The organism is Vibrio sp. ZF 223, from assembly GCF_003050585.1.
Lineage (GTDB): Bacteria > Pseudomonadota > Gammaproteobacteria > Enterobacterales > Vibrionaceae > Vibrio > Vibrio crassostreae.
Window position 1 is genome coordinate 107,835 of record NZ_PIGB01000012.1, and the last position, 25,949, is coordinate 133,783.

21 protein-coding genes are annotated in these 25,949 nt (G+C 45.4%); all 21 read right to left on the minus strand.

Annotated elements, in window-relative coordinates; all coding sequences use genetic code 11:
* Positions 1-3 precede the first annotated feature (3 nt).
* Complete coding sequence (fliL, locus tag CWO13_RS19830; RefSeq protein WP_048664313.1) at positions 4-492, minus strand: flagellar basal body-associated protein FliL; 489 nt, start codon at positions 490-492, stop codon at positions 4-6.
* 89 nt (positions 493-581) lie between these two features.
* Entirely contained in the window at positions 582-2,720 is a 2,139-nt protein-coding gene (locus tag CWO13_RS19835; protein WP_108083424.1) for a flagellar hook-length control protein FliK, read from the minus strand.
* Positions 2,721-2,902: 182 nt separating this feature from the next.
* On the minus strand, positions 2,903-3,340 hold the full coding sequence (fliJ, locus tag CWO13_RS19840; protein WP_048661518.1) for a flagellar export protein FliJ: 438 nt from the start codon (positions 3,338-3,340) through the stop codon (positions 2,903-2,905).
* A 19-nt stretch (positions 3,341-3,359) separates the two neighbouring features.
* Complete coding sequence (fliI, locus tag CWO13_RS19845; protein WP_017060680.1) at positions 3,360-4,679, minus strand: flagellar protein export ATPase FliI; 1,320 nt, start codon at positions 4,677-4,679, stop codon at positions 3,360-3,362.
* Positions 4,679-5,479 carry a flagellar assembly protein FliH gene (gene fliH / locus CWO13_RS19850; RefSeq protein ID WP_048661519.1) on the minus strand — a complete coding sequence of 267 codons (801 nt, stop codon included), beginning with the start codon at positions 5,477-5,479 and terminating at the stop codon, positions 4,679-4,681. The genes fliI and fliH overlap by 1 nt, the downstream gene beginning before the upstream one ends.
* 125 nt (positions 5,480-5,604) lie before the next feature.
* Entirely contained in the window at positions 5,605-6,666 is a 1,062-nt protein-coding gene (fliG, locus tag CWO13_RS19855) for a flagellar motor switch protein FliG (protein ID WP_048661520.1), read from the minus strand.
* On the minus strand, positions 6,659-8,401 hold the full coding sequence (gene fliF, locus CWO13_RS19860) for a flagellar basal-body MS-ring/collar protein FliF (RefSeq protein WP_048664320.1): 1,743 nt from the start codon (positions 8,399-8,401) through the stop codon (positions 6,659-6,661). The genes fliG and fliF overlap by 8 nt, the downstream gene beginning before the upstream one ends.
* 16 nt (positions 8,402-8,417) lie before the next feature.
* Positions 8,418-8,729, minus strand: a complete 312-nt coding sequence (gene fliE / locus CWO13_RS19865; protein WP_017060684.1) for a flagellar hook-basal body complex protein FliE — start codon at positions 8,727-8,729, stop codon at positions 8,418-8,420.
* Between the two features lie 132 nt (positions 8,730-8,861).
* Positions 8,862-10,271, minus strand: a complete 1,410-nt coding sequence (locus tag CWO13_RS19870) for a sigma-54-dependent transcriptional regulator (protein ID WP_017060685.1) — start codon at positions 10,269-10,271, stop codon at positions 8,862-8,864.
* 30 nt (positions 10,272-10,301) lie between these two features.
* Entirely contained in the window at positions 10,302-11,345 is a 1,044-nt protein-coding gene (locus CWO13_RS19875) for a sensor histidine kinase (RefSeq protein ID WP_048661522.1), read from the minus strand.
* Between the two features lie 184 nt (positions 11,346-11,529).
* A complete protein-coding gene (locus tag CWO13_RS19880) occupies positions 11,530-12,996 on the minus strand; it encodes a sigma-54 dependent transcriptional regulator (RefSeq protein WP_048661523.1) in 1,467 nt (488 codons plus the stop codon).
* 228 nt (positions 12,997-13,224) lie between these two features.
* Complete coding sequence (gene fliS, locus CWO13_RS19885) at positions 13,225-13,635, minus strand: flagellar export chaperone FliS (protein WP_004736194.1); 411 nt, start codon at positions 13,633-13,635, stop codon at positions 13,225-13,227.
* Positions 13,636-13,647: 12 nt separating this feature from the next.
* Complete coding sequence (locus CWO13_RS19890) at positions 13,648-13,953, minus strand: flagellar protein FliT (RefSeq protein WP_048661524.1); 306 nt, start codon at positions 13,951-13,953, stop codon at positions 13,648-13,650.
* Between the two features lie 3 nt (positions 13,954-13,956).
* A complete protein-coding gene (gene fliD, locus CWO13_RS19895) occupies positions 13,957-15,984 on the minus strand; it encodes a flagellar filament capping protein FliD (protein WP_108083425.1) in 2,028 nt (675 codons plus the stop codon).
* 22 nt (positions 15,985-16,006) lie between these two features.
* Positions 16,007-16,432: a flagellar protein FlaG gene (gene flaG / locus CWO13_RS19900; RefSeq protein ID WP_048661526.1), complete on the minus strand. Its 426-nt coding sequence runs from the start codon at positions 16,430-16,432 to the stop codon at positions 16,007-16,009.
* A gap of 81 nt (positions 16,433-16,513) precedes the next feature.
* Positions 16,514-17,644 carry a flagellin gene (locus CWO13_RS19905; protein WP_048661527.1) on the minus strand — a complete coding sequence of 377 codons (1,131 nt, stop codon included), beginning with the start codon at positions 17,642-17,644 and terminating at the stop codon, positions 16,514-16,516.
* Positions 17,645-18,377: 733 nt separating this feature from the next.
* Positions 18,378-19,511: a flagellin gene (locus CWO13_RS19910; protein WP_048659821.1), complete on the minus strand. Its 1,134-nt coding sequence runs from the start codon at positions 19,509-19,511 to the stop codon at positions 18,378-18,380.
* Positions 19,512-20,160: 649 nt separating this feature from the next.
* Positions 20,161-21,297, minus strand: coding sequence for a flagellin (locus CWO13_RS19920; RefSeq protein ID WP_076651682.1), 1,137 nt, complete (start codon positions 21,295-21,297; stop codon positions 20,161-20,163).
* Between the two features lie 420 nt (positions 21,298-21,717).
* Positions 21,718-22,908 carry a flagellar hook-associated protein FlgL gene (flgL, locus tag CWO13_RS19925; RefSeq protein ID WP_048661936.1) on the minus strand — a complete coding sequence of 397 codons (1,191 nt, stop codon included), beginning with the start codon at positions 22,906-22,908 and terminating at the stop codon, positions 21,718-21,720.
* 10 nt (positions 22,909-22,918) lie between these two features.
* The gene (flgK, locus tag CWO13_RS19930; RefSeq protein ID WP_108083426.1) at positions 22,919-24,799 is read right to left on the minus strand and encodes a flagellar hook-associated protein FlgK; all 1,881 of its coding nucleotides are present in this window, start codon (positions 24,797-24,799) and stop codon (positions 22,919-22,921) included.
* Positions 24,800-25,022: 223 nt separating this feature from the next.
* Entirely contained in the window at positions 25,023-25,940 is a 918-nt protein-coding gene (gene flgJ / locus CWO13_RS19935; RefSeq protein WP_048661934.1) for a flagellar assembly peptidoglycan hydrolase FlgJ, read from the minus strand.
* Positions 25,941-25,949 lie beyond the last annotated feature (9 nt).

The window sequence follows — 25,949 nt, forward strand, 5'->3', positions numbered from 1 at the left end:
TACCTATTGAATTACGAAGTCAGTGAATAGCACTTTTTCAATCACAGGCTGGCCAACAGCTTGAGCCAGACTTGCTTTAATATCTTCAGTCGCCTTGTTTCGCAGTTCAACTCGTCCGGTTGGAGAGCGCAATTGATCGACCGTGGCCGAAGCGAACGTTGCTAGTAGCGTACTTTCTACAAGAGGAGAGTGATAGCGAGCCAAGTCTTCATTCTTGCTGCCTCGTACCATCAGCTGTGCTTTTATCTGCACTAGGCGATCTTTTTTATCACCTGTCACATTGAACAAGAAGGGCTGAGGAATATTAACATACATAACTGGCTCTGCAGCGACCATAGCAGTGGCTGGCTGAGACTGAGATTCAGAGGCACTATCATCGGAGCCTAAGAAAAAGAACAAAGCACCACCGATACCAAGCAGTAAAACGACTACCGCTATAATGATGATGAGGAGCTTACTCTTCCCTTTAGGTGCATCTTGTTCTTCGGCCATATCTTACTCTAACTTCCTGTTCTTTCTATTAACTAACGGTTCTTTCTATTAACTGATGTTTTTATTAACTTAGTCTTCTTAGCCTGATATTAGGCATAATAACTAATTCCATCACGCTTTGATGAGACATTCAATTCAAGATTGCTGCCACTATCAAGGTTTTCGTCACCTTGACCATCATTTGTGCGGTTAGCGCCGGATTGTTGCTCACCACTGTTGTACCTCTCCTGCCCCTGACCAGAGTTCTGTTGTTGAACTGACGAATCAGCAAGCTGCATCCCTTGTTGAGCCAACATCTCTCTCAACCGAGGTAAGGTTTGTTCAATCACATCTCTCGCCTGCTGATTGCTCACAGTAAAGTGCACGTTTGCCACGTCATTATTCATGGTCATTCGAATTTTCATTTGACCCAGCTCTGGTGGGTCGAGGCGGATGTCCAAGTTCTTAAGGTTCTTAGACATCATCATTTGTACTTTTTCCGCTACCTGCTCGTTCGCGAGTTCTTTAGTAAGCTGCAAAGGCGCTTGTTGAGCAGCTTGAATTTCAGCTCGAGTTGGCGCAGAACCCGCGGTGGCAGCGCCTTGAACACCCGCAGCAGAAGCGATCTGCTGAGCAAAGGGCGAATCTTTAGAATCTTCCTTAGCACTCGCTTTTCCAAGACCAGACAGTGCCGCTGCACCAGCTCCGGCTTTAAGTAACATGTCCGTTGAACCTGCTTTGGTCGCGGCAGGCGCAGCATTCATCGCCACCCCTTGTGCAGTTAAAGCAGGGTCTAACGCAGCTTGCTGTTGAGGTGAAGAAAGATTGGCTTGTTGAGCCGCTGCCTGTTGGGCCGCGTGCGCATTATTGGCGTGCAGCATTGCCGCCTTATCCGTAAGAGCATTGTTTGCTGATTGAGAAGCGGCCTGCGCTGACACTTGTTGTGCCGCCGTCGCTACAGCTGCTGTTGATGCTGCCGCAGCTAAGGCTTTAGTTTCGCTTGAATCCGTATTATCCCAATCGATAGCAGCGGGTTCACCAGACGCACTGTTCGCAGCCGGAGCTTGACTTAGCAGAGCTGTTGCTTGTTGTTGAACGTTTGCGAGCTGTTGATTCAACAGGTCTAGGTTAGAGGTCGCTTTAGCCAAAGCGGCTTGCTCATCAACCGTCAACTTAGCACCACTTTGTTGCTTGTGAAGCAAGCTATCGACAACAGACTGCTCTGATTCGATTTGTCCATTCAATTGGTTTAGCGCTTTGGTATGGGCATCTACTTGCTTTGCCAGTTCAATATCCGCGGCTGACAATGCTTGACTCTGATCGGCAGCAACCGCACTAGCTGCATTCTTTTGGCTCAGCTCTCGGCTCATACTGGCTTCAATTTGTTCTGGAGTGACGCCTTTATCCATCAACTGTCGGATTTCATCATCAGTCAGCTGAGAAACACCCTTACCTCCGGTAAGTACAGCGATTTCAGAATCAACTTCTAGAGCGCTACCTTGATTCGCTGCATTGGCTTGGCTCACTTGCTTACCCGCTTCACCTGCAACTGAAAGACCAGCAACTGAAGCTCCTGGGATATTACCTTGAGCTTGGTTGAACTGAGACTGTTGTGGCAAGGCTTTGCCGTTCGGAGTCTGATTCAGCGTTTTATTTGCCTCATCCAACTGGCCAAGCAACTTATTACCTTCATTCATCGCGGCACTTGCTTGCGATGCCTGCTTAGACTCATCTACCGCAGATGAAGCCTGCTCTTGGGGTTGAGCAACCTGTTCTTTCGAATCGTTAGTCGTAGCCTGCGCGTCTTTACCAACCGCCTTATCTGCGACATTGTTATCAGCGACAGTGCTATCAGCGCTCGAATGGGCTTTGAGCTGAGCCGCGGAATCAGACGCTGCCTCTGTAGATGTTTTATCTGTGGCTTTGTCACCCTCTACTCCTGAAGCTGCTTGCTTACTTTGCGCTTCGCTCACTTCCTCAGTCGCCTTTGATTCGGCTGAATCACCTTTATCCGCTTCAGCTGACGCCTCACCTTCGGTAGAGGCCTGTTTAGCATCAGATTTTGTGGTGCTTTCTGAGTCTTTTACTGCAGCTTTACTGTCACTTTCTTCAAAGCCGAGCGCTTCCTTAAAGGATTCAAAGAAACCTTTAGAGTCTCCGGTTTCTTCTACCTTGGAAGAGGCAGAACCGGTGTCCAACAACGATGACGTTTTGTTGGCCGCTGAATTTGAGGAAAGACTAACATTCATATATACAAGCTCTATCTACTAGCTTTGCTGCCATGAATCAGGCAACAAAAAGAAAGTCGGGTGCTTTTTATGCCTTTGGTGGGCATAACGCGCAATTTTATATAAAACGGAGCAAGAAACATGCCTATAAGTTCTGTTCTCACAATATCGAGAACAGCACCTGCGTCATTCGTGGCTTAGGATCACATCTTTTTTCGGCTGTATAACAGCGTCGAGAACTCATCCATTTGCTTTTGATCTCTTAGGTCTTGCAACTTTGCTTTTTCTTTTTGCTTTTTCTCCATCAACCACTCGTAGGATTTACGTTTTTTTCGTAACTCCATCCAGTAGTTTTGGCAATTGTCGACTTGATTTTTAAAGTGGTGCTCGGCTTCTCGCTGCTTGGATAATGTTTCATCTAACTGGGTTAAGAAACGATTCAAGTGACCATATTGACTCGCCGTTAAGCCAGCCTTACCACGGTCGACAAGCTGCTGGCAGTAATCAAGTCGATACTTTTCAATCTGCGCAACCTGCTCATAGTAACCTTGCAGCTCAGAGTTCGCTTTGTTAAGCGCAAGTACGGCTTGGTTCTCTTGATCTTTAGCTTGATCGAGCAAAAATTCTAATGCGTTATCCATGACTAACCTTATTCACTCGTTAGCCACCCAATACATGCTTCAACATGTTGACACACATGTCGTACGGGACAGTTTCTTTCATCTTCTGTTGCAAGTATTCGTCCAATTTCGGCTTCAAAGTGAAGGCACTATCAATTGCAGGGTCAGTTCCTGGCTTATAAGCACCAATCGAAACCAAATCTTGGTTTTTACGACAAATAGACAGCACTTGCCTTACCGCTTTCGACATCAAAACATGTTCTTCAGTGGTAATTTGCGGCATAACACGACTGACGGATTTCTCGACATCGATCGCAGGGTAATGACCCGCATCGGCCATCTCACGCGACAATACAACGTGACCATCGAGAATCGCTCGCGACGCATCCGCAATCGGATCTTGTAAGTCATCGCCTTCGGTTAACACGGTAAAGAAAGCCGTGATAGAGCCTTGTTCATCGTTGCCGTTACCCGCACGTTCCACCAGCGCAGGAAGCTTGGCGAATACTGATGGCGGATAACCTTTGGTTGCTGGCGGCTCACCCACAGACAGAGCAATTTCACGTTGAGCCTGAGCAAAACGGGTCAATGAGTCCATCAACAACAGAACATCTAAGCCTTGGTCTCGGAAATACTCGGCGACGGCCAGTGCGGTTTGGCAGCCTTTCAGTCGCATCAATGGCGATGAATCAGCAGGAGCCGCGACCACTACAGATCGCTTACGACCATCCTCTCCAAGAATCTCTTCAATAAATTCTTTAACTTCTCGTCCACGCTCACCGATTAGGCCTACGACCACTACTTGCGCAGTTGTGCCTCGAGTCATCATGCCCAGAGTTACGGATTTACCGACACCAGAACCTGCGAACAGACCGATACGCTGTCCTTTACCCACGGTTAACAATCCATTAATGGCTTTTAATCCAACATCAAGGGGTTCAGAAATCGGTTTGCGTGCTAACGGGTTGATTGGCTCAGCATTGAATGAAGCACGTTGCTCGGTATAGATTGGACCTAGGCCGTCGAGTGGATTACCGACGCCGTCGATCACTCGACCAAGCAGTTCCATTCCTACAGGGATACCACTTTCGGTGGTCATTGGCGTGACGCGAGCGCCAGGTAAGATCCCGGTGATTTGTTCGCTCGGCATCAAGAATAGATTATCGCCAGAGAAACCGACAACTTCGGCTTCCATCTGACCAGACATAGTTTCAACTAAACACAAACTGCCGATTGGTGCTTTACAGCCAGTCGCTTCAAGCGTTAAGCCAACAACACGGACTAACTTACCAGATGCAATTGGTCGCGATTTTAGCCCTTCGACTTTGTACTGACTGAGACGGTTCGCTAACTCAAGCATTACTCATGACCTTGGTGACGGTTTGCGCCGCAGAAGTTTTGAATGACGTTTTTCACGCGATCTTCCATGCGGTAGTTAACGCTCGACTCACCCGCTTCGATTTGTACATCACCACGATTAAGTGCGGGCTCCGCAACTAACGTCCAATTACGGCAGTCCAATTCTGTTTCACCATATGCAGAGCGAATGATCGCCACATCTTCCGGGTTAAGCTTCAATGTAATTGCATGACCAGAAATTGGCAGGGACTCTACCGACTCTTTGACGGTATCTAATATGATTTGTGGATTGGTTTGCACTTCAACATGAACCACTTCTTTGACCATGGTCAGTACCATGTCTACCAGCTGCTTCTCAACCTGAGCATTCATCAGCTCTAGTGGCTGAGCAAACTGGTTGGCAAGCCCCATAAAGATGGCCACTTGTTGCTGAATGTACTCTTGGCCAGCGGTCACGCCTTCAAGCTTACCAGCTTGATTGCCTTCTTCATGGCCAGCGGCAAACCCTTCTTCTTTGCCTTTTTCGTAACCTTGTTTAAAACCAGCCTCTTGCCCTTGATGAAGGCCTTCCTGATAAGCACCTTGTTTGATCAGCTCGATCTGCTCTTCAGTTAGAACCAGCTCTTCATCTTCAATGGCTTCTTCAACCGTTGGCATCCAACCAGGATCGTAGTTAAAGGCCGTTTCTTTGGCTTGTTTGTTCACATCAGAGGTATAGTCAGGTAGCCCCCATTTCTGAGGTTGGGCAACCGTATTATCTTCTTCAGGGCGAAGGAAGCCGCGTTTTCTATCACCTGACATATCAGTACCTATCTATGAGTGCATCCAACTGCATTGTAAATTCAAACAGTTAAACGGAGTTAATCTGTGGTTCGAGATTGGATAAAGAAAAGCCCCAACAGTGTGGGGCTTTTGAGGTTTCTGTATTAAAGGAACTCGTCGGCGCCACCAGACAGCATAATCTCGCCACTGTCTGCCATCTTCCTCGCAATACCCAATATCTCTTTCTGAGCCGCTTCCACATCAGAGACTTTCACTGGCGGCATCGCCTCAATATCGTCTCTCATCATATCGGCAGCACGTTTAGACATATTCTTGAAGATCTTCTCGCGTAGACCATCATCAGCACCTTTAAGCGCTTTCTGTAGAATGTCTTGTGGAACATCACGCAGCAGTCGCTGAACACCTTGGTCATCAACTTCAATTAGGTTTTCAAAGACAAACATAAGATCTTGAATCTGGGTTGCCATGTCTTCGTCTTGATCTCGGATTTGATCCATCAAGACACCTTCTACGTTGTTGTCCATGTAGTTCATGATCTCAGCCGCAGCTTTCAGGCCACCAATTTTGGCAGCTTGAGCACCCGCTTGACCCGCAAACTGTTTCTCCATGATTTCGTTCAGTTCAGCAAGAGCTGACGGTTGAACTTCTTCAAGGTTCGCAATACGCATCATTAGATCCAGACGAACACGCTCTGGGAACTGTGACAGAATCTCAGCCGATTGATCGGCATCGAGATACGACAAAACAATCGTTTGAATTTGAGGGTGTTCGTTGATGATGATACTCGCCACCTGACGAGGATCCATCCACTTAAGCGAATCCAAACCTTTCGAACCTGTGCCGAGAAGGATTTGATCGACAAGGTTATTCGCCTTGTCTTCACCCAGAGCAGCCACCAATGCGTTACGCATAAAGTCTTCGCTGCCCATACCAATGTTGGTGTACTTCTGAATATCATCTAAGAAAGCACGGTGCACTGCGCCGACTTTCTCTTGAGATAAATCCGTAGCTCGCGCCATCGCACTACCGACACGCTGAACCTGCTTTGGCTCTAGGTGACGAATAATACCAGCAGCGTCTTCTTCGTTTAAACTGAGCAACAAGATCGCAGCGCGCTCATCGCCTGAGATAGAGCCGATATCCACGCTAGAGACATCAAGCACTTCACCGCCTTCAGTTTGTTGTGGAACTATTTCGTTAGCCATCTACCATCCAATTCTTAACTACTTGAGCTGCTAGCTCTGGTTCATTCGCTACAAGTGCACGTACTGCTTTCAGCACGTCCTCGTCTTTATGAAGGTTTGGCAAGTCAATGCTTGAACCAAATTCAAACAGCTCACCACCTTCAATATCACCACCAATTAAGCTGGTTTCGCCGTCGACACCAATTGGCATGCCATCAGGGCCGTACATTTGATCATCATTGTCAGCTGCAGGATTAAGCAGTTTCTTCATTGCAGGGCGAACAAGTACCAATACCACCACAATAATAACCAAGGCACTCGCAAACCAACGAACCCAATCATTAAAGTTTGGATGCTCCCAGATAGGCACATCTGCCACAACATCTGTCACTTGTGGTGCGAACTGCATGCTTAACACGTTCAGTAAATCACCGCGGCTTTCATCAAATCCAACAGTACCAATCAATACCTGACGAATCGCGTTGATTTCGCTGGCAGGGATTGGAGTATGAACCACTTCGCCCGTATCTGGGTTCAACGATTGACGGTCTTTGATCGCTACCGATACCGTCTGGCGATTGACCGTGCCACTCTGTTTACGTTCATGGCTGATGGTGGTGTCTAACTCAAAGTTTCGGGTCGCTTCTTTGTGAACCGAGCCTTGCCCCGTCATTGCGCCGTCTTTCATCTGAGCAACATCTTGTGGGATTGAGGCATCAGCAGGTGGCTGATTACTCAAAGCTCCAGGAATACCCGCCACAGTATTACCGTTGTTGTAATCTTCTAAGGTGTATTCACTTCGAGTCGCAGGTGTATTCGGATCAAAACGCTTTCGGGTTTGTTCCACTGCACTGAAGTCGAGCTGAATATCAACCTGAGCGGTATAGTTACCAAACCCAAGAATAGGAATCAGAATAGAATCAATTTTTTCACGTAGAGCCTGTTCTTGATTGCGCTCTAACTCGTGTTCTTTACGACGCGCTGCAGACATTGGGTCTTGAGAGCCTGAGCTCAACAATCGACCATGCTGATCGGTTACCGTAATACGTGAGGTTTTCATTCCCGGAACGGCACTAGCGACCATATCAACAACAGAATCGACTTCTTGTTGCTTAAGATTGTTGCCCGTTTTAAGGGTTAGGAATACGGAAGCGGAGGCTTCTTGATTGTGACGCACAAACACGCTTTGCTTCGGCAACGCCAGTAAAACCTGAGCTTTACGCACCTGTTTCATCTGCTCAATCGCTTTGGCAAGCTGTCTTTCACGGCTTAATTTAAGGCGTTCTTGTTCTAAACGTTGTGATACACCAAAGCCCATGTCTTGCATGAGGATGTCATCACCCGCGTTTCGCTCTTGGTTCAAACCCGCTCGTACCATATTAAGCTTCAATGAGTTGTACTCACTCGCCGGTACTGAGATGGTATTGCCTTCAAGCGTGTACTCGATCTTTTGCAGATCCAAGTAATCAAGAACGGGGATCAATTCTTCTGTTTCGTAAGCCCCTAGTGGACGCATTTCTGGCTCTTTCACCCAGAAAAACAGCATCACAATCAGCGCTACACAGATAGAGATAGAAAGGACTAATACGACCTGACGGAGTAAATCGAGATCACCGACAGCCATATCGAACTTCGATGAACTGCGTTCACCTAGATCGGGATTTTGCCCTTCTCCGTCTAGCTCAGAGCCTGCAATAAGTGCGTGGTCGTTGCTATCGCTTACGGTTAAATCTGTTGTTTGACTATTATCTGCCACTATTTAACTACCCAACTTATACCGGCATATTCATCAGCTCTTTGTACGATTCAACCAATTTATTTCTAATTTGGATCGTCGCCTCAAAAGCCACGCTAGATTTATTACGAGCAATCATCACGTCCGATAGGGATACGCTTTGGTCGCCACTATCAAAACGAGCTTGAAGATCACCAGAGGTCTTTTGTAATGAGTTCACATTATTGATGGCATTAGTCAGCATGTTGCCAAAATCTGCACCGACCGCTTGCCCCGTTGCTGCGGGACGCGCGCTGGCAGCTTCGACCATCATCGCCTGCATTTCGCCTTGTAAACCATCTATTCTCATCTACTACCTCAGGAGTCAAAATTATGACCATCTATTTAGCTGTATTATTGACAGAGCAATTAGCGTGCCACACATTAAATTGACTAGATATCGTATTACACTAGTCAGAAAGCTGACACTACTAATCTATCCTCAGTTTGGGATATCTATTCCAGCATCGCGCATTTTCGCCAGCTTGTAACGCAATGTACGAGGGCTAATCCCCAGTTTTTCAGCCATATCTTTGCGTCGGCCATTACATGCTATCAGGGTTTCAAGAATGATCGCATACTCTTGATCTCTAAGCTCATTACCTAACCCCTCGCTGCTAGCCGCGATTTTATTAATTGGGTTTGCTTCGGCAATAGGCTTGATTTCTGGCGCAGCAACATCACTGCCTTCGACGATTTGTTGTAGGCTGCTTGCGTCTTGCCAATCAACACCTTCAAGAAGGATGTGCTCGCCAGAGATGTTCTCTTGTTCGCTCAATATTAACGCACGCTGTACCACGTTGTCTAATTCACGAACATTTCCCGGCCACGGATAATTGACGAGTTTGCTGATCGCTTGTGCCGACATCACTGGCACTGGCATACCAAGCTTGGTGCAGTGGCGCTCAACTAAGTGCTTGGCCAAAGGCTCAATATCACCTTTACGCTCGCAAAGCGGAGGCCAAGAAATTGGGAATACATTCAGGCGATAGTATAAATCTTCACGAAAGTTCCCTTCAGAAACATACTGTTTTAGATCACGGTTACTGGTCGCTAATACGCGGACGTCTAATTTGATGCTCTTGCGGCTACCTAACCGCTCAACTTCGCGTTCTTGCAATACACGCAGTAGTTTGGCTTGTAGGCTAAGATCCATTTCACTGATCTCATCCAACAAAATAGTGCCGCCCTGCGCTTGCTCGAATTTCCCTGGGCAAGCTTGGATCGCGCCAGTAAATGCGCCTTTTTCATAACCAAACAGCGTCGCTTCTAACATGTTGTCTGGGATCGCCGCGCAGTTAATCGCGACAAACGGGCCATCTTTTCGGCTAGAGGCATTGTGAATGTAACGAGACATCACTTCTTTACCAGAACCACTTGGGCCTAATACCATGACGTTGGCATCGGTTTTAGCCACCTTATCAGCCAACATCATTAACTTGATGCTTTTCTCATCGGCAACGATAGCGTCGCCATTATCATCCGATTTTACGGGAGCATAACGGCTCACCATATTTAGCAGAACTTCAGGCGCAAATGGCTTTGCCATATAGTCTATGGCGCCCTCTTTCATTGCAGCAACGGCATCTTCGATGTTGGCATAAGCTGTCATCAACAGCACAGGCAAATTTGGCCAATGCTGCTTGATATTTCTCAATAGTGCCAAACCACCCATGCCTGCCATCTGAACATCAGATACGACAATATCAACGGAGTTAGACTTTAATTTGACCAGAGCATCTTCCGCACAATCCGCTTCCAGCCATTCATAGCCAGCAAGCGCGAGCGTGTCGACAAGGGCTTCGCGTAGACCTTCATCATCTTCGACGATTAACACTTTGCTTTGAGCCATAGGATTCTCCAGTGTAAATTCAGTTAAAACTTATTCGTTTTCAGAAGAAGCACTTCTTTCCAGCGGCAAGCACATGGTAAAGCATGCGCCGTCCCCTTCTTCTGATATCAATTCAAGTCGGCCTTCATGTGCACGACATACCATTTGTACAACCGCTAAGCCTAGACCTGTACCTTGCGAACGAGTGGTAAAGAAGGGTTCCATGATTTTACCTTGAAGCTCTTTCGGTACGCCCGGCCCACTGTCTTGCACTGATATCTTAAGCTCGCCGTTTACGGGTCTAAAAAAAACATCAATCTGCGATTCTTTACCCGCTATTTGAACCGCGTTCAAAACCAAGTTACTTAACGCTGAAGCGATGGCGTTGGCGTTGCCAAACATTTGAGTCTGTTCGCCCTCAACTTCCTGGCAATAATCAATCTGACTGGTTTTCAATGCCGCTTCCACCATAGGGTGAAATTCGGTAATCAATTCAGCCACGGTAAAAGGTTTCACCACCTTATTATCGCCACCTTTGGCAAACAACAACATGTCATTCACTTGCTTCTCTAAGTCATGCAATCTATCCATAAGCTTAGATTGAAAACGCGTTTTTGTTGCCGGCGGCAGATTCGGCGCGGCAAGGTTTGATGCATACAGCATCGCACTAGATAACGGCGTACGAACCTGATGAGCAAGCGAAGCCACCATTCGACCTAACGAAGACAAGCGTTGAAGATCACTCACTCGAGACTGCAATAGACGAGTTTCTGTCAGGTCAGTAATCAAAATTAGCTGACCTGTAGTAGAGGCTGAAATGGCCAAACGTACCTTTCGACCGTTCTTTAATGAGATCTCATGACCATCATCGTCTTTTGGGTCGAAGGCACTTTGAATCACTGAAAACCACTTCTCACCAACCAACTCAACCCCAAGGATACGGTGCGCTTCAGGGTTCGCTTCTCTCACTTCGCCATGAGTATCTAACAAGATAACCCCTGCAGGCATTACATCGAGTACTTGCTTATAGCGTTCAACCTGCTGCTCAACAGAATCTAGGTGTGATTGATTTTCTGGTTCATTCGATACGTGCATGTCAAAAATTTGCCTCAAATACTAAAACAGCCTGAGACGTATAACACGAGTCAGGCTATTTGCTATATTTATCACATAGTTAAGCAAGCAACAACTCGACTATGGTTTATCTGTTCACTTAGCTAGAATTGCCAAATAGCTAAAAAGTGTGTGCTAGTTTTTCGTTTTCATCTAAAACTGGACACTATCGCTGCAAGTTATATTTACGCATTTTTTCAACCAGAGTGGTTCTGCGCATTCCAAGCATGTCAGCAGCACGGGCAACAATGCCTCCTTGCGCTTCCAAGGCTTGATTGATCATATTCACTTCCATATCCGCGAGTAACTCTTTCAGGTTAACCCCTTCTGGCGGTAACTCTTGAGGTGCATTGGCGTTGTCAGCAAGTTCATCTTGCTGATCAAAGCTGAAATCTTCTGCGAACAAGTCGGAAAGTGCATCACGCTCTTGCTCTTCTTCAGATACAAAGCTATTAAACTCAGGCTGGAACTCAGGAATATCGCTGTATCGATATTTAGTTGGAAGGTGATTCACATCAACCAAGCTGTTTGGATACAGGATAACCATTCGCTCAACCAGGTTCGCTAATTCACGAACGTTACCTGGCCAGTAGTGCTCCATTAGAGAGTTAATCGCACGAGCGGTAAAGCAGATAGGCATGCTGCCTTCCGCTTCCATTCGAGTCATCAACTCTTGAAGCAACAGTGGAATATCTTCTTTACGGTCCTGAAGCGCCGGCATTTCGATTGGGAATACGTTCAAGCGGTAGTAAAGATCTTCACGGAACAAATCATCATCGATCATATCTTCAAGGTTGCGGTGGGTTGCCGCAATCACACGAACATCAGCTTGTATGGTGCTGTTACCACCGACGCGTTCAAAGCATCGCTCTTGCAGTACACGCAACAACTTAACTTGCATCGCCATTGGCATATCGCCAATTTCATCAAGAAACAGTGTGCCACCCTCAGCCAATTCAAAACGACCTTTACGTGCGGTAATCGCACCAGTAAACGCGCCCTTCTCATGACCAAACAATTCACTCTCAAGTAAATCTGGTGGGATAGCACCACAGTTTACCGGCACGAAAGGCCCAGTACGACGTTTAGAGTGATAGTGAATATTACGCGCTACAACTTCTTTACCGGTACCAGATTCACCAAGAATCAGCACGTTCGCTTCCGTAGAAGAGACTTGTTCAATTAAGTGACGTACTTCTTGAATGCCAGCACTTTGTCCTACTAGGCTACGAAATAGAGTGTTCTTGCGTGCCGAAGACACCACTTGAACACCTTTGCGACCTAAGAAGTCTTTACAGTGTCTTAATGCATCACTTAATTGAGGGTAGTTAAGAGGAAGTTCAAGCTCACCAACATAGTTAGTCAACTCGTCAACCGGGTGATTGTTTTTGCCAATCACCAGTAAAGGGATGTGATTGGCGTGAACAAGCTTTTCATTCAGTAATGCGTTGAAGCCTTTACCTTTAATGGTACCAATAATGCAGCCGGCCCACTGTAGTGACCAGTCAACTTTACGTGCTTGTTCAGAGCTGATTACTTCGCAGCTCTCTCCTACAAACTCTAATATTGTGCTTAAATTGTGACGATCTTGAGCGCTATCGTCGACGACAAGCAGTTTTGCCAAACCTTGCATAAGTAGGAATTATTGCCTTTATTTTGGTGCGATGCGGAAAAACGGTGAGCTACGTAGTCTATAAAACAATGAAAAGTATCAATGATTATGGTCTACGTGGACAAATTTAGGAAATCAGCAACGAAAAAAGCCATTAGGCTATCTAATGGCTTCTATTTTATTTGATTAAAAAAATAAGGCAACCAACCAATTAAGGGATATGAGATTGGTTAAAACTGCAATTTTTCTTTAAATACCTACGTCAGCAGACGTCAAGTTGTGATATTCGTTCGGAATTTGGTCCCAAGCGCTCTTAATTTCGCGAATAATATCGATAACATCATCAATAGGCTGTGGGTCATTTTTGTGATTTGCCGCAGAAATTTGCGTGATCATGAACTCATAAAGTTGATCTAGGTTTTTCGCAATATCGCCACCATCGTCCATAGATAGGCAACTGCGTAGGCTAATAATGATATCTAGAGCCTTACCAAGTCGCTCACCTTTCACCGGGATGTTACCCGCTTGCATTGCCGCTTTACCTTGAATCAAACGCTCGATAGCACCTGCCATTAGCATCTGTACAATCTTATGCGGTGAGGCAGCCGTTAGCTGACTATCCACTGATACCTTTTTATATGCCTGTAAAGAACCGCGCATAGTAAACCTCTTCTATAAAAACTTTTTGTATTGTTGAACTGATTTAGCACCGTGACGATATTTGTGTAGGGCCTTACCTACTCGACTCGTCTCAGACTGCATCAATTCGACTAATTTTCTGGTTCTGATAATGGCTTCAAACCATTCAGAACTTTGCTTAACGTCGGGGTGTGAGTCGATTATTTGAAGCACGTTTTGCAATAACTGTTCTCTGTTATCGACAAGCAGCGTTATTTCTTCAGCATTAATTTCACTAAATTCAAGCTTAGAGAGAATTAATTGATCGAGTTCACAAAGCTCTTTTAGCTGGCTATTCATCTATTAGCCCAACGCATTCATCATACTGCCCAACTGAGATTGCATCTTACTGGTCGCATCTTGCATGGCCGTGAACTTAGAGTGGGTACGGCTCTCAAGGCTGTCCATGCGGCGGTCAAGCGCGCTTTGGTCATCTGCTAGGCGGTAATTTTGCTCGACCAAGCTCTTTTCTCGAGTACGGATTGAACCCGTGATACCTGTAATGCCTTGAATCGCGTCTTCCACTTTTTTGGCGAAGCCGTTGTTGCCACCAAAGAACTCACCCAACTTATCAAAGTTATTGTTAAGTTGACGGTCAAGCATGTCGTAGTTGATTTCTAACGAGCCTTGTCTTGTGGTCGTGATACCAAACTCGGTCAAAGATTTTAGGTTATCAGGCGCGCCTTCAATGCTTGATGAGAACACACCTTTTAATCGTGAGTCGGCGTTACGCACGGTACTGTCACCAGACAGCGGGCCTTTTTGGCCAGTCGTTGGGTCAACACCCGCCAAGTTTTTAGACACTTGGTAAAACTGATTATAAGAATTAACAAAAGCTTCAATGTCTTGGCGAACACTATTACGGTCGTACTCCACACCAATTTCTGCCGGCGGCTTATCTTTAGGTGTTTTTCCTTTTACCGTAATATCGATGCCTTCCACGGCATCTTCAATCACATTGTTGTTACTTGAGAGCTGAGCAACGCCATCCAATACAACCATTGAATCTTGTCCGGCTTGAACTTCCGTCATACCACTGTAGGTATCGAAAGACTCTTGAGCCTGAGCAAGATCAGCTTGGGCTTTATCGACCTTCTCTAATTGCTCACGCTCTTCCGGATCGAGTTTGGCACGTTCAATTTTTTTGGCTTGTTCAGCGGTCAATTCGCCTTTTTGAACTTTCTCAGCGAGCTCTGCTTTTTCTTGTGAGATCTTTTCTTCGATACGCGCTTGTTCAGCCTCTAGCTTTTGCTGGGCTTCTTTTGGCGTCACGTAAGAATCTGTCAACGTACCTGAAGCAGCATTTGACCACCCCGGCACATCAGGAGCTTTCTCTATCGCTTTTTCATCAAGCTCAAGTTCAGGTGTGTAGTAAGAATCAAGAAGCGTACCAGATGCAGTTTCCGTCCAACCTGGGATATTGTCTTCCGGCATGACAGATTTTGCCGCTTTAGCTGCATCAAGGGCAGCTTGTCCGTCGGCGGCGGCTTGCTCACCGTAGCTAAGGCTTTGAGAGCCTTCATCAGCTAATGAAGTAGCGTCGGTCTGGGATGCAGAAAGGGCATTACCGTCTTCATCGATTGTTTCACTCGCATTTGGATCATCGTTCGAAATTACGTCATCAACGAGTTGTGCGGCTTTTCCTGCAGGAGTTAGAGCAAGAACATCTTGAGCTGCAAGGCGCGCTTTCTCTAAAGCTTTAACGCGCTCTTCAAGAGTTTTGTATTCGAGTTTTTTTAGGGGATTAGCGGCATCTGACTCAACGTTGATGCTGATCTGCTGGTCTGAACCAGACTGATTCGAGGCAACGATAAGTCGTGGGCCTTCAACATCGTTGATAATAGATGCACGAACGCCTGGGTTGCTATCTGCACCGTTTATACTGCGAACAACATCGATAAGTTTCGATCTGTCGCCAACTTGCACATCAAAGCTGTCATCACCAAGCGAAACCTGCAGCTTACCTGGGCCAAATTTCATGTCCTCTGACAGTACATCAGAAGCCACTTTATGGCTTTGGGCAAGCTGCAACACATCGATGGCATATTTGCCAGCGATCGCTTCGGTAGTCGCGGTTGCAGAGACAAGAGCTTCATCAGTACTTTCCACTGTTCGCACAGCGAAAGCTTTTTCCTGACGAAAGTTTGTCATCAGGTTTTTCATCGAATCGAGGGATTCTCTGAGTCTTCCATAGGCACTAATGCTGGTATCGATTCGCGTTCGTTCATTGTCAATTCGTTGCTGTTTAGGTACACGCTCCGAATCAACAATTTTGCTGACCATGGAATTGATATCCATGCCAGACGAAATCCCCATTGGGCCAAAACTCATTAAACCACCTCAATAATACGACTTAAACCTTCACCTCAAATATTCGACTATTTGAGTTTTGGGCTGCTAGGCGTCTTAGAATTTCAAGCATTTCTTCATCGGGTATTTGGCGAATAATATCACCGGTTGTGGTCTCATAAATGGTCACCACATCCCTACCCGACTCTTCATCGACCTTAAAGGCAACACCCTTATTGAGGGAGGAGATAAACTCGTTTACCTTCTCCACCATTTTGACTCGCTCTTCATCATTTAGCTCTTGTCTATGTTGAGCTAATTGAATCGCTGCTTCGGTAGCTTCCTCTTTCGATTTCTCTACCTTGCCATAAGATGTTGCTTCTTTTAGTCGCGAAATACTCGACGCACTACTACCTTCATCGCTTGCAATTTTAATGCCATTAGGTGAGCCATAAGGCTGGATGTTCGATGCGTTGGATGATATTTCCATAACACTCTCCCTCCCTCCTTTATGAGCCATACAGTAAAACTCTACCCAGAGTAGAGTTTACCGCTACTTACCGAGGTAAGTTTAGCCCAATAAGCTTAGAGCTGCTGATGGTGATTGTTTTGCTTGAGCTAGGATAGAAGTACTCGCCTGTTGTAGGATTTGAGACTTAGTCATAGCCGTTGTTTCTTTCGCGTAATCGGTATCTTTGATACGGCTCTTAGACGCATTAACGTTTTCGTTAATGTTATCTAAGTTGCTAATTGCATGGTCAAAACGGTTTTGGAAAGCACCAAGAGATGCGCGGTTACTATCAACAGATTTTAGTGCGCCATCAATGATAGATACCGCTTCGTTTGCACCTGCAACCGATGTTACGTCGATATCGTTAACAGTAACGTCTTTACCTGCACCGATACCTAGTTCACCAGCAAGACTGCCACCGAACTCGACATCACCATCAACTTTTTGGCTTGAAGCGAAAAGTTGCAGTTTACCGCCTTCGCCTACCGACGCTTTAACATCTTGGCTTTGACCGTTGATGTAAGTTGCTAGCTCTTCCATATCGTTGCCTTCCTTCGCAGAAATAGACAACTCTTGTGCTTCACCAAACTTATCGTTGTATTTGATTGTTAAGTCAGCACCAGCACCTACACGCCAAGAAGCATCTTTGCCTTCTGTAACGCCGTAGCTCTTACCACCCATGTCTTGAGTGTCGGTACGCATGTTGTTCATAGTCAGCATTACTGCTTCACCAGAATCTGCACCGATTTGGAAAGATTGGCTGCCGTAAGTACCGTTAAGAAGCTTATTACCACCAAAAGAGGTCGTTTCAGCAATACGGTTAAGTTCTGTATTTAGAGCAGAGACTTCTTCTTGGATCGCAACACGTTCAGATTTGCTGTTTGAACCATTTGAAGATTGAAGAGAAAGGTCACGCATACGTTGCAGAATGTTGGTTGACTCATTCATTGCACCTTCAGCTGTCTGTGCAATAGAGATACCGTCATTCGCGTTTTTCACAGCCATATCTAGGCCACGGCTTTGCGACGTTAAGCGGTTAGAGATTTGTAGGCCAGCAGCATCATCTTTTGCGCTATTGATTTTATAGCCAGAAGACAAACGCTCCATTGATTTTTGAGTACCTTCAGCCGCGCTATTTAGGTAGCGCTGAGCCGTCATTGCAGACACATTTGTGCTTACATTAATCGCCATAGTTGATCTCCTTTAGGCATTTTTAATGTACTTATGTGACTCTCACCTCACACAAATACATGTCAATTTTGTTTATGCACCAGTGTCTCTCTCACCTTACATTGGTACATATCATTTCTCTCAATCCCTTTAACGGCCCCTTAATTAGAAGCTTTAATAAAAAATGCGCTTTTTTTCATATTCTTTTCAACAACAAAGGAAAGTGTGATCGGGCTTCAATTAATAGGGCGACATTCGCTAAAGTTTCCCGTTTTCTTGATTATTGAGCGTGGTGTTGAATATAAAACCAAAAGAGATCCCTGATATCTCGTTCTACTCGATTCTGGGATGACGATGAATCTTCTCATCGACCAATAAGTAGCTCGTCACTCCCTAGAATGATAAGCGAGAACTAAACAAGTCCGCTCATTAAAAGTCAGATTCCTGATACCTCGTTTTACTCGGTTCTGGAATGACGAAAGGTAGCTTCGGTACAATAAGCGATGAAATTATCATTTCCCGATCCCGTCATTCCCTACAGTGAGGAACGAGCGTGATAGGGAATCTCGCTTTTGCTTCTGTTTACCCGCACTACACTTTTCCAAATACACCTTCACCAAATTTCAGGCAATAAAAAACCCAGCCGAAGCTGGGTCTGTTTAGCGCTCATCTCTCACCACGAGCTAATTTGTGGAAGCCTAACGTTAACGCTTATGATCAAAACTACTTATAGTCAACGTGGCCTTTCAATCGATTAACCTAGTAGGCTAAGTGCCGAGTTCGGTGCTTGCTTCGCTTGAGCAAGAATCGAGCTTGAAGCTTGAGAAAGGATCTGAGACTTAGTCATCTGAGTCGTTTCTTTCGCGAAGTCGGTATCTTTAATACGGCTCTTAGATGCATTAACGTTTTCGTTAATGTTGTCTAAGTTGCTGATAGCGTGGTCGAAACGGTTTTGGAAAGCACCCAGTTCAGCACGGTGGCTGTCGACATACTTAAGTGCCGCATCGATAACCGCTACAGACTCTTGTGCGCCGCCAACAGACGTTACGTCGATAGTATCAACCGTTACGTCTTTGCCAGGTTGCATGCCTAGTTCGCCAGCAAGGCTACCAGAGAATGCCACTTCGCCTTCAACTTTGTTGTTACCAGTAAACATTTGTAGCTTACCATCTTCAGTTACAGACGCTTTCACAGAGTCTTGTTGACCGTTGATGTAAGTTGCTAGCTCTTCGATGTCGTCACCCGCTTTTGCGCTGATGTCGATTTCTTGTGCTTGACCGAAGTTATCAGTGAACGACAGTTTTAGGTCGTTAGAGCCAGCTTGAACGTTCCAATCTTTGTCTTTCGCGTTCTCAGTTTGGTAGCTCTTACCACCCATCTGAGCATTATCAGAGCGCATGTCTTTCAGTTGAAGCATTACCGCTTCACCGTTATCCGCACCGATTTGGAATGATTTAGTACCGTGAGTACCGTTAAGCAGCTTGTTGCCACCAAAAGACGTAGTTTCCGCGATACGGTTTAGTTCGTCGTTAAGTGCTGTTACTTCTTCTTGAATCGCTACACGCTCAGATTTTGAGTTTGAGCCGTTTGAAGATTGTAGAGACAAATCACGCATACGTTGCAGGATGTTCGTTGTTTCGTTCATTGCACCTTCAGCAGTTTGTGCAATAGAGATACCGTCATTCGCGTTACGTACAGCAACATCAAGGCCGCGGCTCTGAACATTCAAACGGTTAGAGATTTGTAGGCCCGCAGCGTCATCTTTCGCGCTGTTGATTTTAGAGCCTGAAGCTAGACGCTCCATTGATGTTTGTTGTGCGCTGTTTGCGTTGTTTAGGTAACGTTGTGCTGTCATCGCTGAAACGTTTGTATTTACATTCACTGCCATGGTGATTTCTCCAATTGATTTTCCGGTATAGCGGTTTCCGACGTCTCGGAAAACCAAAGTAGTTCTCTCAAAGTTACTTTTAATAACGGCGCGAAATTCAGAAGCTTTAGAAAAACTTTTAAAAAACCAAAAAAAAATTATTAACCTGATATTTATCAATAATTTAATTTTCATCACTTTCTATTACAGAGATAGATTTCAATTGAAAAAAGATTTCAACCTGTTTAAAAAACGTACGAATCGACATCTAAATTAGTCAAGGTGGAGAAATGATCAATCACCAAAGATCTCTGGGGTAGGCAAATCTTGTGCAATAGATGAAATTATTTGTCGTGAAGAAGAGCCGTCAAATAGAGATCTAAGAAAGGTAGAGCGAGAAAATTCGCAGGGAAGTAAGTAGCAAAAACAAGAAACACAGAAAGGAAAAAGCCCCTTTTCCTTTGAGAGAACCGGGGCTAGTTGGCGCGTCAGAGCCTGTGTGGAGATCATCGAGAAATGAACACATTTCCGACTTGCCGTTGCATTCTTACCGTAAAAATGGATAGCAGGTGAGAGATGAGAGAGCTAAACACTCAATAGTAAGCATGCTTGCCAGTTTCCCTTGCTGCATGGCTCACGTCTGAACACGAGCAGCAAGTTCAACCAATAACTATTGCAACAATGTCATTGCAGAGTTAGGCAACTGTTTTGCTTGAGCAAGTATCGAAGTACCTGCTTGTTGCAGAATTTGTGACTTGGTCATTTGCGTCGTCTCTTTCGCAAAGTCCGTATCTTTGATTCGGCTGTTAGAAGCGTCTACGTTCTCTTGTACGTTTGCCAAGTTATTAATACTGTGGCTTAGACGGTTCTGTTTCGCACCCAAATCAGCACGCTGTGAATCTACGTACTTCATTGCAGAATCAATCACACTGATTGCGTTCTGTGAACCTGCAACGCTTGTTAGGCTGATATCTTGAACTGATGTTGCACGGCCTTCACTCTTAATACCTAGCTCAGATGCTAGACCACCAGAGATAGACATTGAACCCTCAAGATCAGGTTCAGCAACGAACAACTGTAAACGCCCTTCATCGGTAACCGATGCGTTCACTAGATCAGATTGACCATTAATGTAAGTCGCCAGTTCTTCAATATCGTCACCCGCTTTGGTGTTGATATCTAGAATGATGTCTTCGCCCGCTTTAGTCTTAAATTCGAACTTAAGATCGCTTGCAGTTGGCGGCACTTGCCAATCTTTATCTTTCGCGTTTTCTGAATCAAACGTAGTACCACCCATGCGGAAATCATCGGCACGAATGCTAGTCAACGCCATGATCATCGCTTCACCAGAGTTAGAACCAATCTGGAACGACGCTTCACCAAATGAACCATTCAGTAGACGACGGCCACCAAAAGAGGTTGTTTCCGCGATACGGTTAAGCTCATCTTGAAGTGCCATTGACTCTTCGTTCAGTGCAGTACGCTCTGCTGGAGAGTTAGTGCCGTTTGATGATTGAATCGCTAGATCACGCATACGTTGCAGTACGTTGGTTGATTCATTCATCGCGCCTTCAGCGGTTTGAGCAATCGAAATACCGTCGTTAGCATTACGCATTGCTACATCAAGGCCACGAGATTGAGCCGTTAAGCGGTTCGAGATTTGCAGACCTGCTGCATCATCTTTCGCGCTGTTGATCTTGTGACCAGATGACAAACGCTCCATAGAAGTCGCTAAGTCATTAGACGCTTTATTCAGGTAACGTTGTGCTGTCATAGCAGATACGTTAGTGCTTACATTGATAGCCATTTTGCTCTCCTTATGAGTTCGCAAACTTTCTGCGAAGCGGCCAGCTTTACTCTCATATGGATAAGCACTGACCGTGTATTACTCGATAAACCCTATTCAGGGTTTAAGATCTGTATTAATCATTTATAACCAACACAGATACAAGTTGTATGCCAAGTTTAATTTTGTATAAATAATTTTTTAATTAAATAAAAATCAAAAACTTACAAAAAATTAAACGCGATTATGATTGTTTGTTCTTTGAGGGTGAAACAACGTATACCCTCCTGATTGCCGTTTTTTGCCGCTATCTTGAAAAACAAAACGTTTCGTATAAAAAAGCGGCAAGTATTGAAGTCATTCGCACGTATGGCATAGCACATAAGGCAAAGAATCGACTCCGTGATGAACAGCAGCTCACCACTAAATACCGATTGATCATTAAATATAATTAAACAAGGTCAGGTCTTTTGTTTTGCCAAACGCTTGTTGTGAAGCTTGGAGTGCTCGAGAGTTTTCATTGAATTCAATGATGGCTTTCGAATAATCCAAGTCTTCAAAGTTGCTTTTTGCTTTCGCCAAAGACAACTTAAAATCTTCATGTTGTTGCTCTTGAATATCCAAGGTACTCAAGCGTGCACCGACATCGGTTCTCGCCTTAGTTAAATGGATAAACGCAGCATGGAACTCTTCTGTTACTTGGTGCAATTTCGCCGTTGCCGATGCATCCGACACAGGGTTTTCTGCCTGTTCTGCCGCCTCTTTGAACGTATCAAAGATAGAGAATGTCTCTCTCGGCTCTAAGGTGATGGAGTCACCCTTAGTGATCTGGCCTTTGACTTGAATATTCAGCCCTTCGTAAACAATGCCTGTCGAAGGATCAAAATCTTCTGCTGCAACCACTGCACCGTCTTTTTCAAGCTGATAAGCGAAATTACCCGTCTGCATGTCGACAAAAGTCACTTTATAAGTAGACCCATCTTCATCGCTGTTGGTCGCACGCCCGAGCAATAACTCAGACGCAGGCTCAAGCTCATATTGAGGCTCGTAATCCCCGAACGGGTTGTCTATTTCCATAAACATTTTGCTGCCGGGATCATTCATCGCCATTTCAAAGCTGCTTGCCACACGCATCTTGCGTTGATAGTCATCACCTTGGTAAGTCACGTTCCCTTCATTATCTCGAAAGAAAGGTTGGTTCTTTGGTTTAGTACCCGCAAATGTGTAGTTACCCGACTCATCTTGAGAGTTGGCTAAATGCAGAAAGTTATTCGCCAGTTCTTGAATTTCACGCTTCTTAGCTAAGCGGTCTTCTGGAGAAAGTGCACCGTTGATCATTTCCATCACGGTTCGTTTTGCTTCATCAGCAAAGCCTTCAGTGTTGGAGACCAATACCTCATGATGTTCAAGACGGTTTCTTACTAAAGTAATCGCATCTACATACTGTTTAAGCTGCTCTGACTGCTGACCAATATTCTGTAAATAGTGCGTCGCCAATGGGTCATCACTCGGCGACTGCAACTTCTTACCAGAAGCGAGCTGCGCTTGGTTGTGATGCACCTTGTTCTCTTGGCGGCGCAAGTCGTTTTGTACTGACTGATAATTGTGGAAGCTAGAGATGCGATTCAACATTTATACCTTCCTATCTCAGAGCCAAAATGGTGTTAAACGTATCGTTGGCTGCTTGCATGATGCGTGACGAAGCCATATACGCTTGTTGAAATTTCATCATATTTGCCGCTTCTTCATCGAGGTTAACCCCCGAAATCGAAGCAATACGTTCTTGAGCTGACTGCTTTTCTAGCGTCGCGATATCACTCAAGCGATTTGCCGTGGAAGACTTCAAGCCCGTATTGGTGTTCAAATTGTGGTAAAGGTCTAAAATCGTAGACTCACCATCATTCAAGATCTTACCTGTTTGGAGATCTTGTAGCTTACGTAGGTTTCCGTTATCGCCTTCTGATGGGACAAGGTTTGCCGTAAATTTATCGTTTGCCACCGCACCGGCTGTTAGCTCAAAGGTGGTGCCATTGATGGTCACAGGCCCTTGTGGCGGATACGGTTGCGGCTGCATTAAAATGTTGCCCTTTGGATCCGTCACGGCAAATTGCTCACCCTTTGGCGATACAACCACTTCGAACTCACGTAATTGGCCAGCCGCTAAAATTTTGAACCCCGCAGTGCCTTTAGCAAAGGTGGTCGATGCCTCATAACTTTGTGCGGCAATATCTCTAGGGTCTTTAGTTTCCATCTGAATCTGCGCAGCAAAGTTGCGCGTAGGGCGCAGTAATAACTTCTCGCCAAGTTCAGGAGGATTACGTATTTCCACTCGCATGCCATCAAGATAAAAAGCGTTACCACTAGAGTCGGTCGTCACCTTAACGGTTTCGCCATTCGGCTTAGTCACGACATAATCACTGCCGTCATACTTAAGGCCGTACTCACCACCTTTTAAGGCAGAGGTGTCATCGATATATACCGCAACATCCGCTGTTGACTGCCCACTAGCCGTGACACGAGATTTTGCCACCAGCTCTGAGTTCACATCGGTGAAAATATCTTGGCCTACGTTGCCGTTGAGATCCAAACCTTGCTCTTGAAGACTATTTACCTTGTACGAAAACGCCGTCGCCAAACGACCAAGCTCATCCATGATTGCTGGAATATGCTCGTCTCGCATGTCTAACATGGCACCGATTTTTCCGTCGATATCACTGCTGGTGATCGGTTTTAAAGACTTCCCTTCAACAATCGCCAAGCGACGCTGATGCGCATCGGGCAAGCCATCAACCATTTTCAGTTGGCTTGCTTCACTACCTGAAACCAAGGTATGGCCATTACCGATATGGACGTTAAATCCTTCGGCGTTTGAGCGCGGAGTTACCGTGACTTTGGTATAACCAGACAGCTCATTAATAAGCTTTTCGTGCTGATCCCGAAGGTCGTTATGTGGCCCAGGAGTTCGCATCATTAAGCGTTGTACGTCACGGATCTCGTAAGCCAGTTGGTTAACTCGCTCGATACCCATATCTAACTTTTTATTAGTAGAATCAGACTGTTGTCGAACTGTTTCATGAAATTCGTTCAAGGTTTTAGTTAATAGCCCAGCCTTTTCTAATACAACCTTTCGCGCACCAACATCATTCGGTGTATCGGCCAATGTTTTAACCGAGTCAAACCACTCGTTGAGGTTTTCTGGGATCTTCTTCGAAGCAACCGATGACAACATGCCCGACAGCATATCTAGGCTGGCTTCGGTATCACCTTTGTTGGCGGCATTGGTTGTCGATAGGTTAAGTTCATTGACGGCAAATTGGTCCCAAGAGCGGCGAACATTTTCCACATGCACACCCATACCATAGGTTTGGCCACCGTACTGGCGCGGGTCATTCACACCTTGAATCACAGATTGGCGGCTATAGCCCTCTGTGTTGGCGTTAGAAATGTTATGACCTGTGGTGTTTAGCTGTCTCTGAGCGGTAAGAACACTTTGTGCCCCTACATTCAGAAGATCCGACGCCATAATGCCCCCAAAAAACTTAACAAAATCAGCGCAAACTGATTAACTACAACTGCATATCATCAAGAGATAAAGCAATATATATGCCAATAGATAAAACTGAGAATTCAAAGGCAATAATTTATTGAAGTGTAAGGAGATAACTACAGACTTCGCAGCAAAACTTGAGGTGATAGATAGGAAAAGAGCCTGCCAATGGCAAGCTCTCAATGTTCATTAAAGGTGATTAGTTCATCTCATCAATCTTAGCTTTAACGCGCAATACCTTATCTGCATAGTTAGGGTCAGTTGCGTAACCTGCTTGGTGGATACCTTTGATGAAGTTCTCTGAGTTACCTTGATGCTGCAATGCCGTTTCGTATCTTGGGTTTTCGTTCAAGAACTTCACATAGTCGTTAAAGCTATCTTCAAAGTTTGAGTAAGAACGGAAAGAAGCCGACTCTTTAACGGCTGTTTTACCGTGGAACTCAAGTGTCTGCGTAGCAACCTTATCGCCCTTCCAACTTCTGTCTGCTTTGATGTTGAATAGGTTATTGCTGTTGCCCAAAGAGTTCTTAACCATTTTAGAACCCCAACCCGTTTCAAGGGCAGCTTGTGCCAATAGTAGAGACGAGTCCACACCAAGCGCGCTCGCTGCTTTTTCTGCGTAAGGCTTCATTGAGGTCACAAACGATTCTGGAGAATCAAAGGATACTGGCTGTTTTGCTGCTTGCGCAGATTGTACTTCTGATGCTCGACCTTCTGAACGGCCTGAGTACTGAGGTCTTTGCAATGAAGTATCAAAGCCTTCACTACGAACCTTATCTTCCGTCGCATCGCTTGCTTGACCCGCGCTTAACTGCGCCACAATCATATCCGCAAGACCTAACGAACCCGAAGCACTCAACTCACTCGCCATTTGCTCATCTTGCATTTGGCGATAAAACTGCTCGTTCTGGCTATTCAGCATATCCGATTTGAAGCTTGAGTTTGCATCGCGCATCGACTTAAACAACATTGAGGTAAAAATTGATTCAAACTGTTTTGCCGCAGCGGTTAATGCTTCTTTCTCGCTGCCTTCTTCACCGTTTACCGCTTGTTGACGAAGGCGGTCTAGGCTGCCGATGTCGTGGATAAAGCCGATGTCATTGTTATTCTTAATCATGCTTAACCC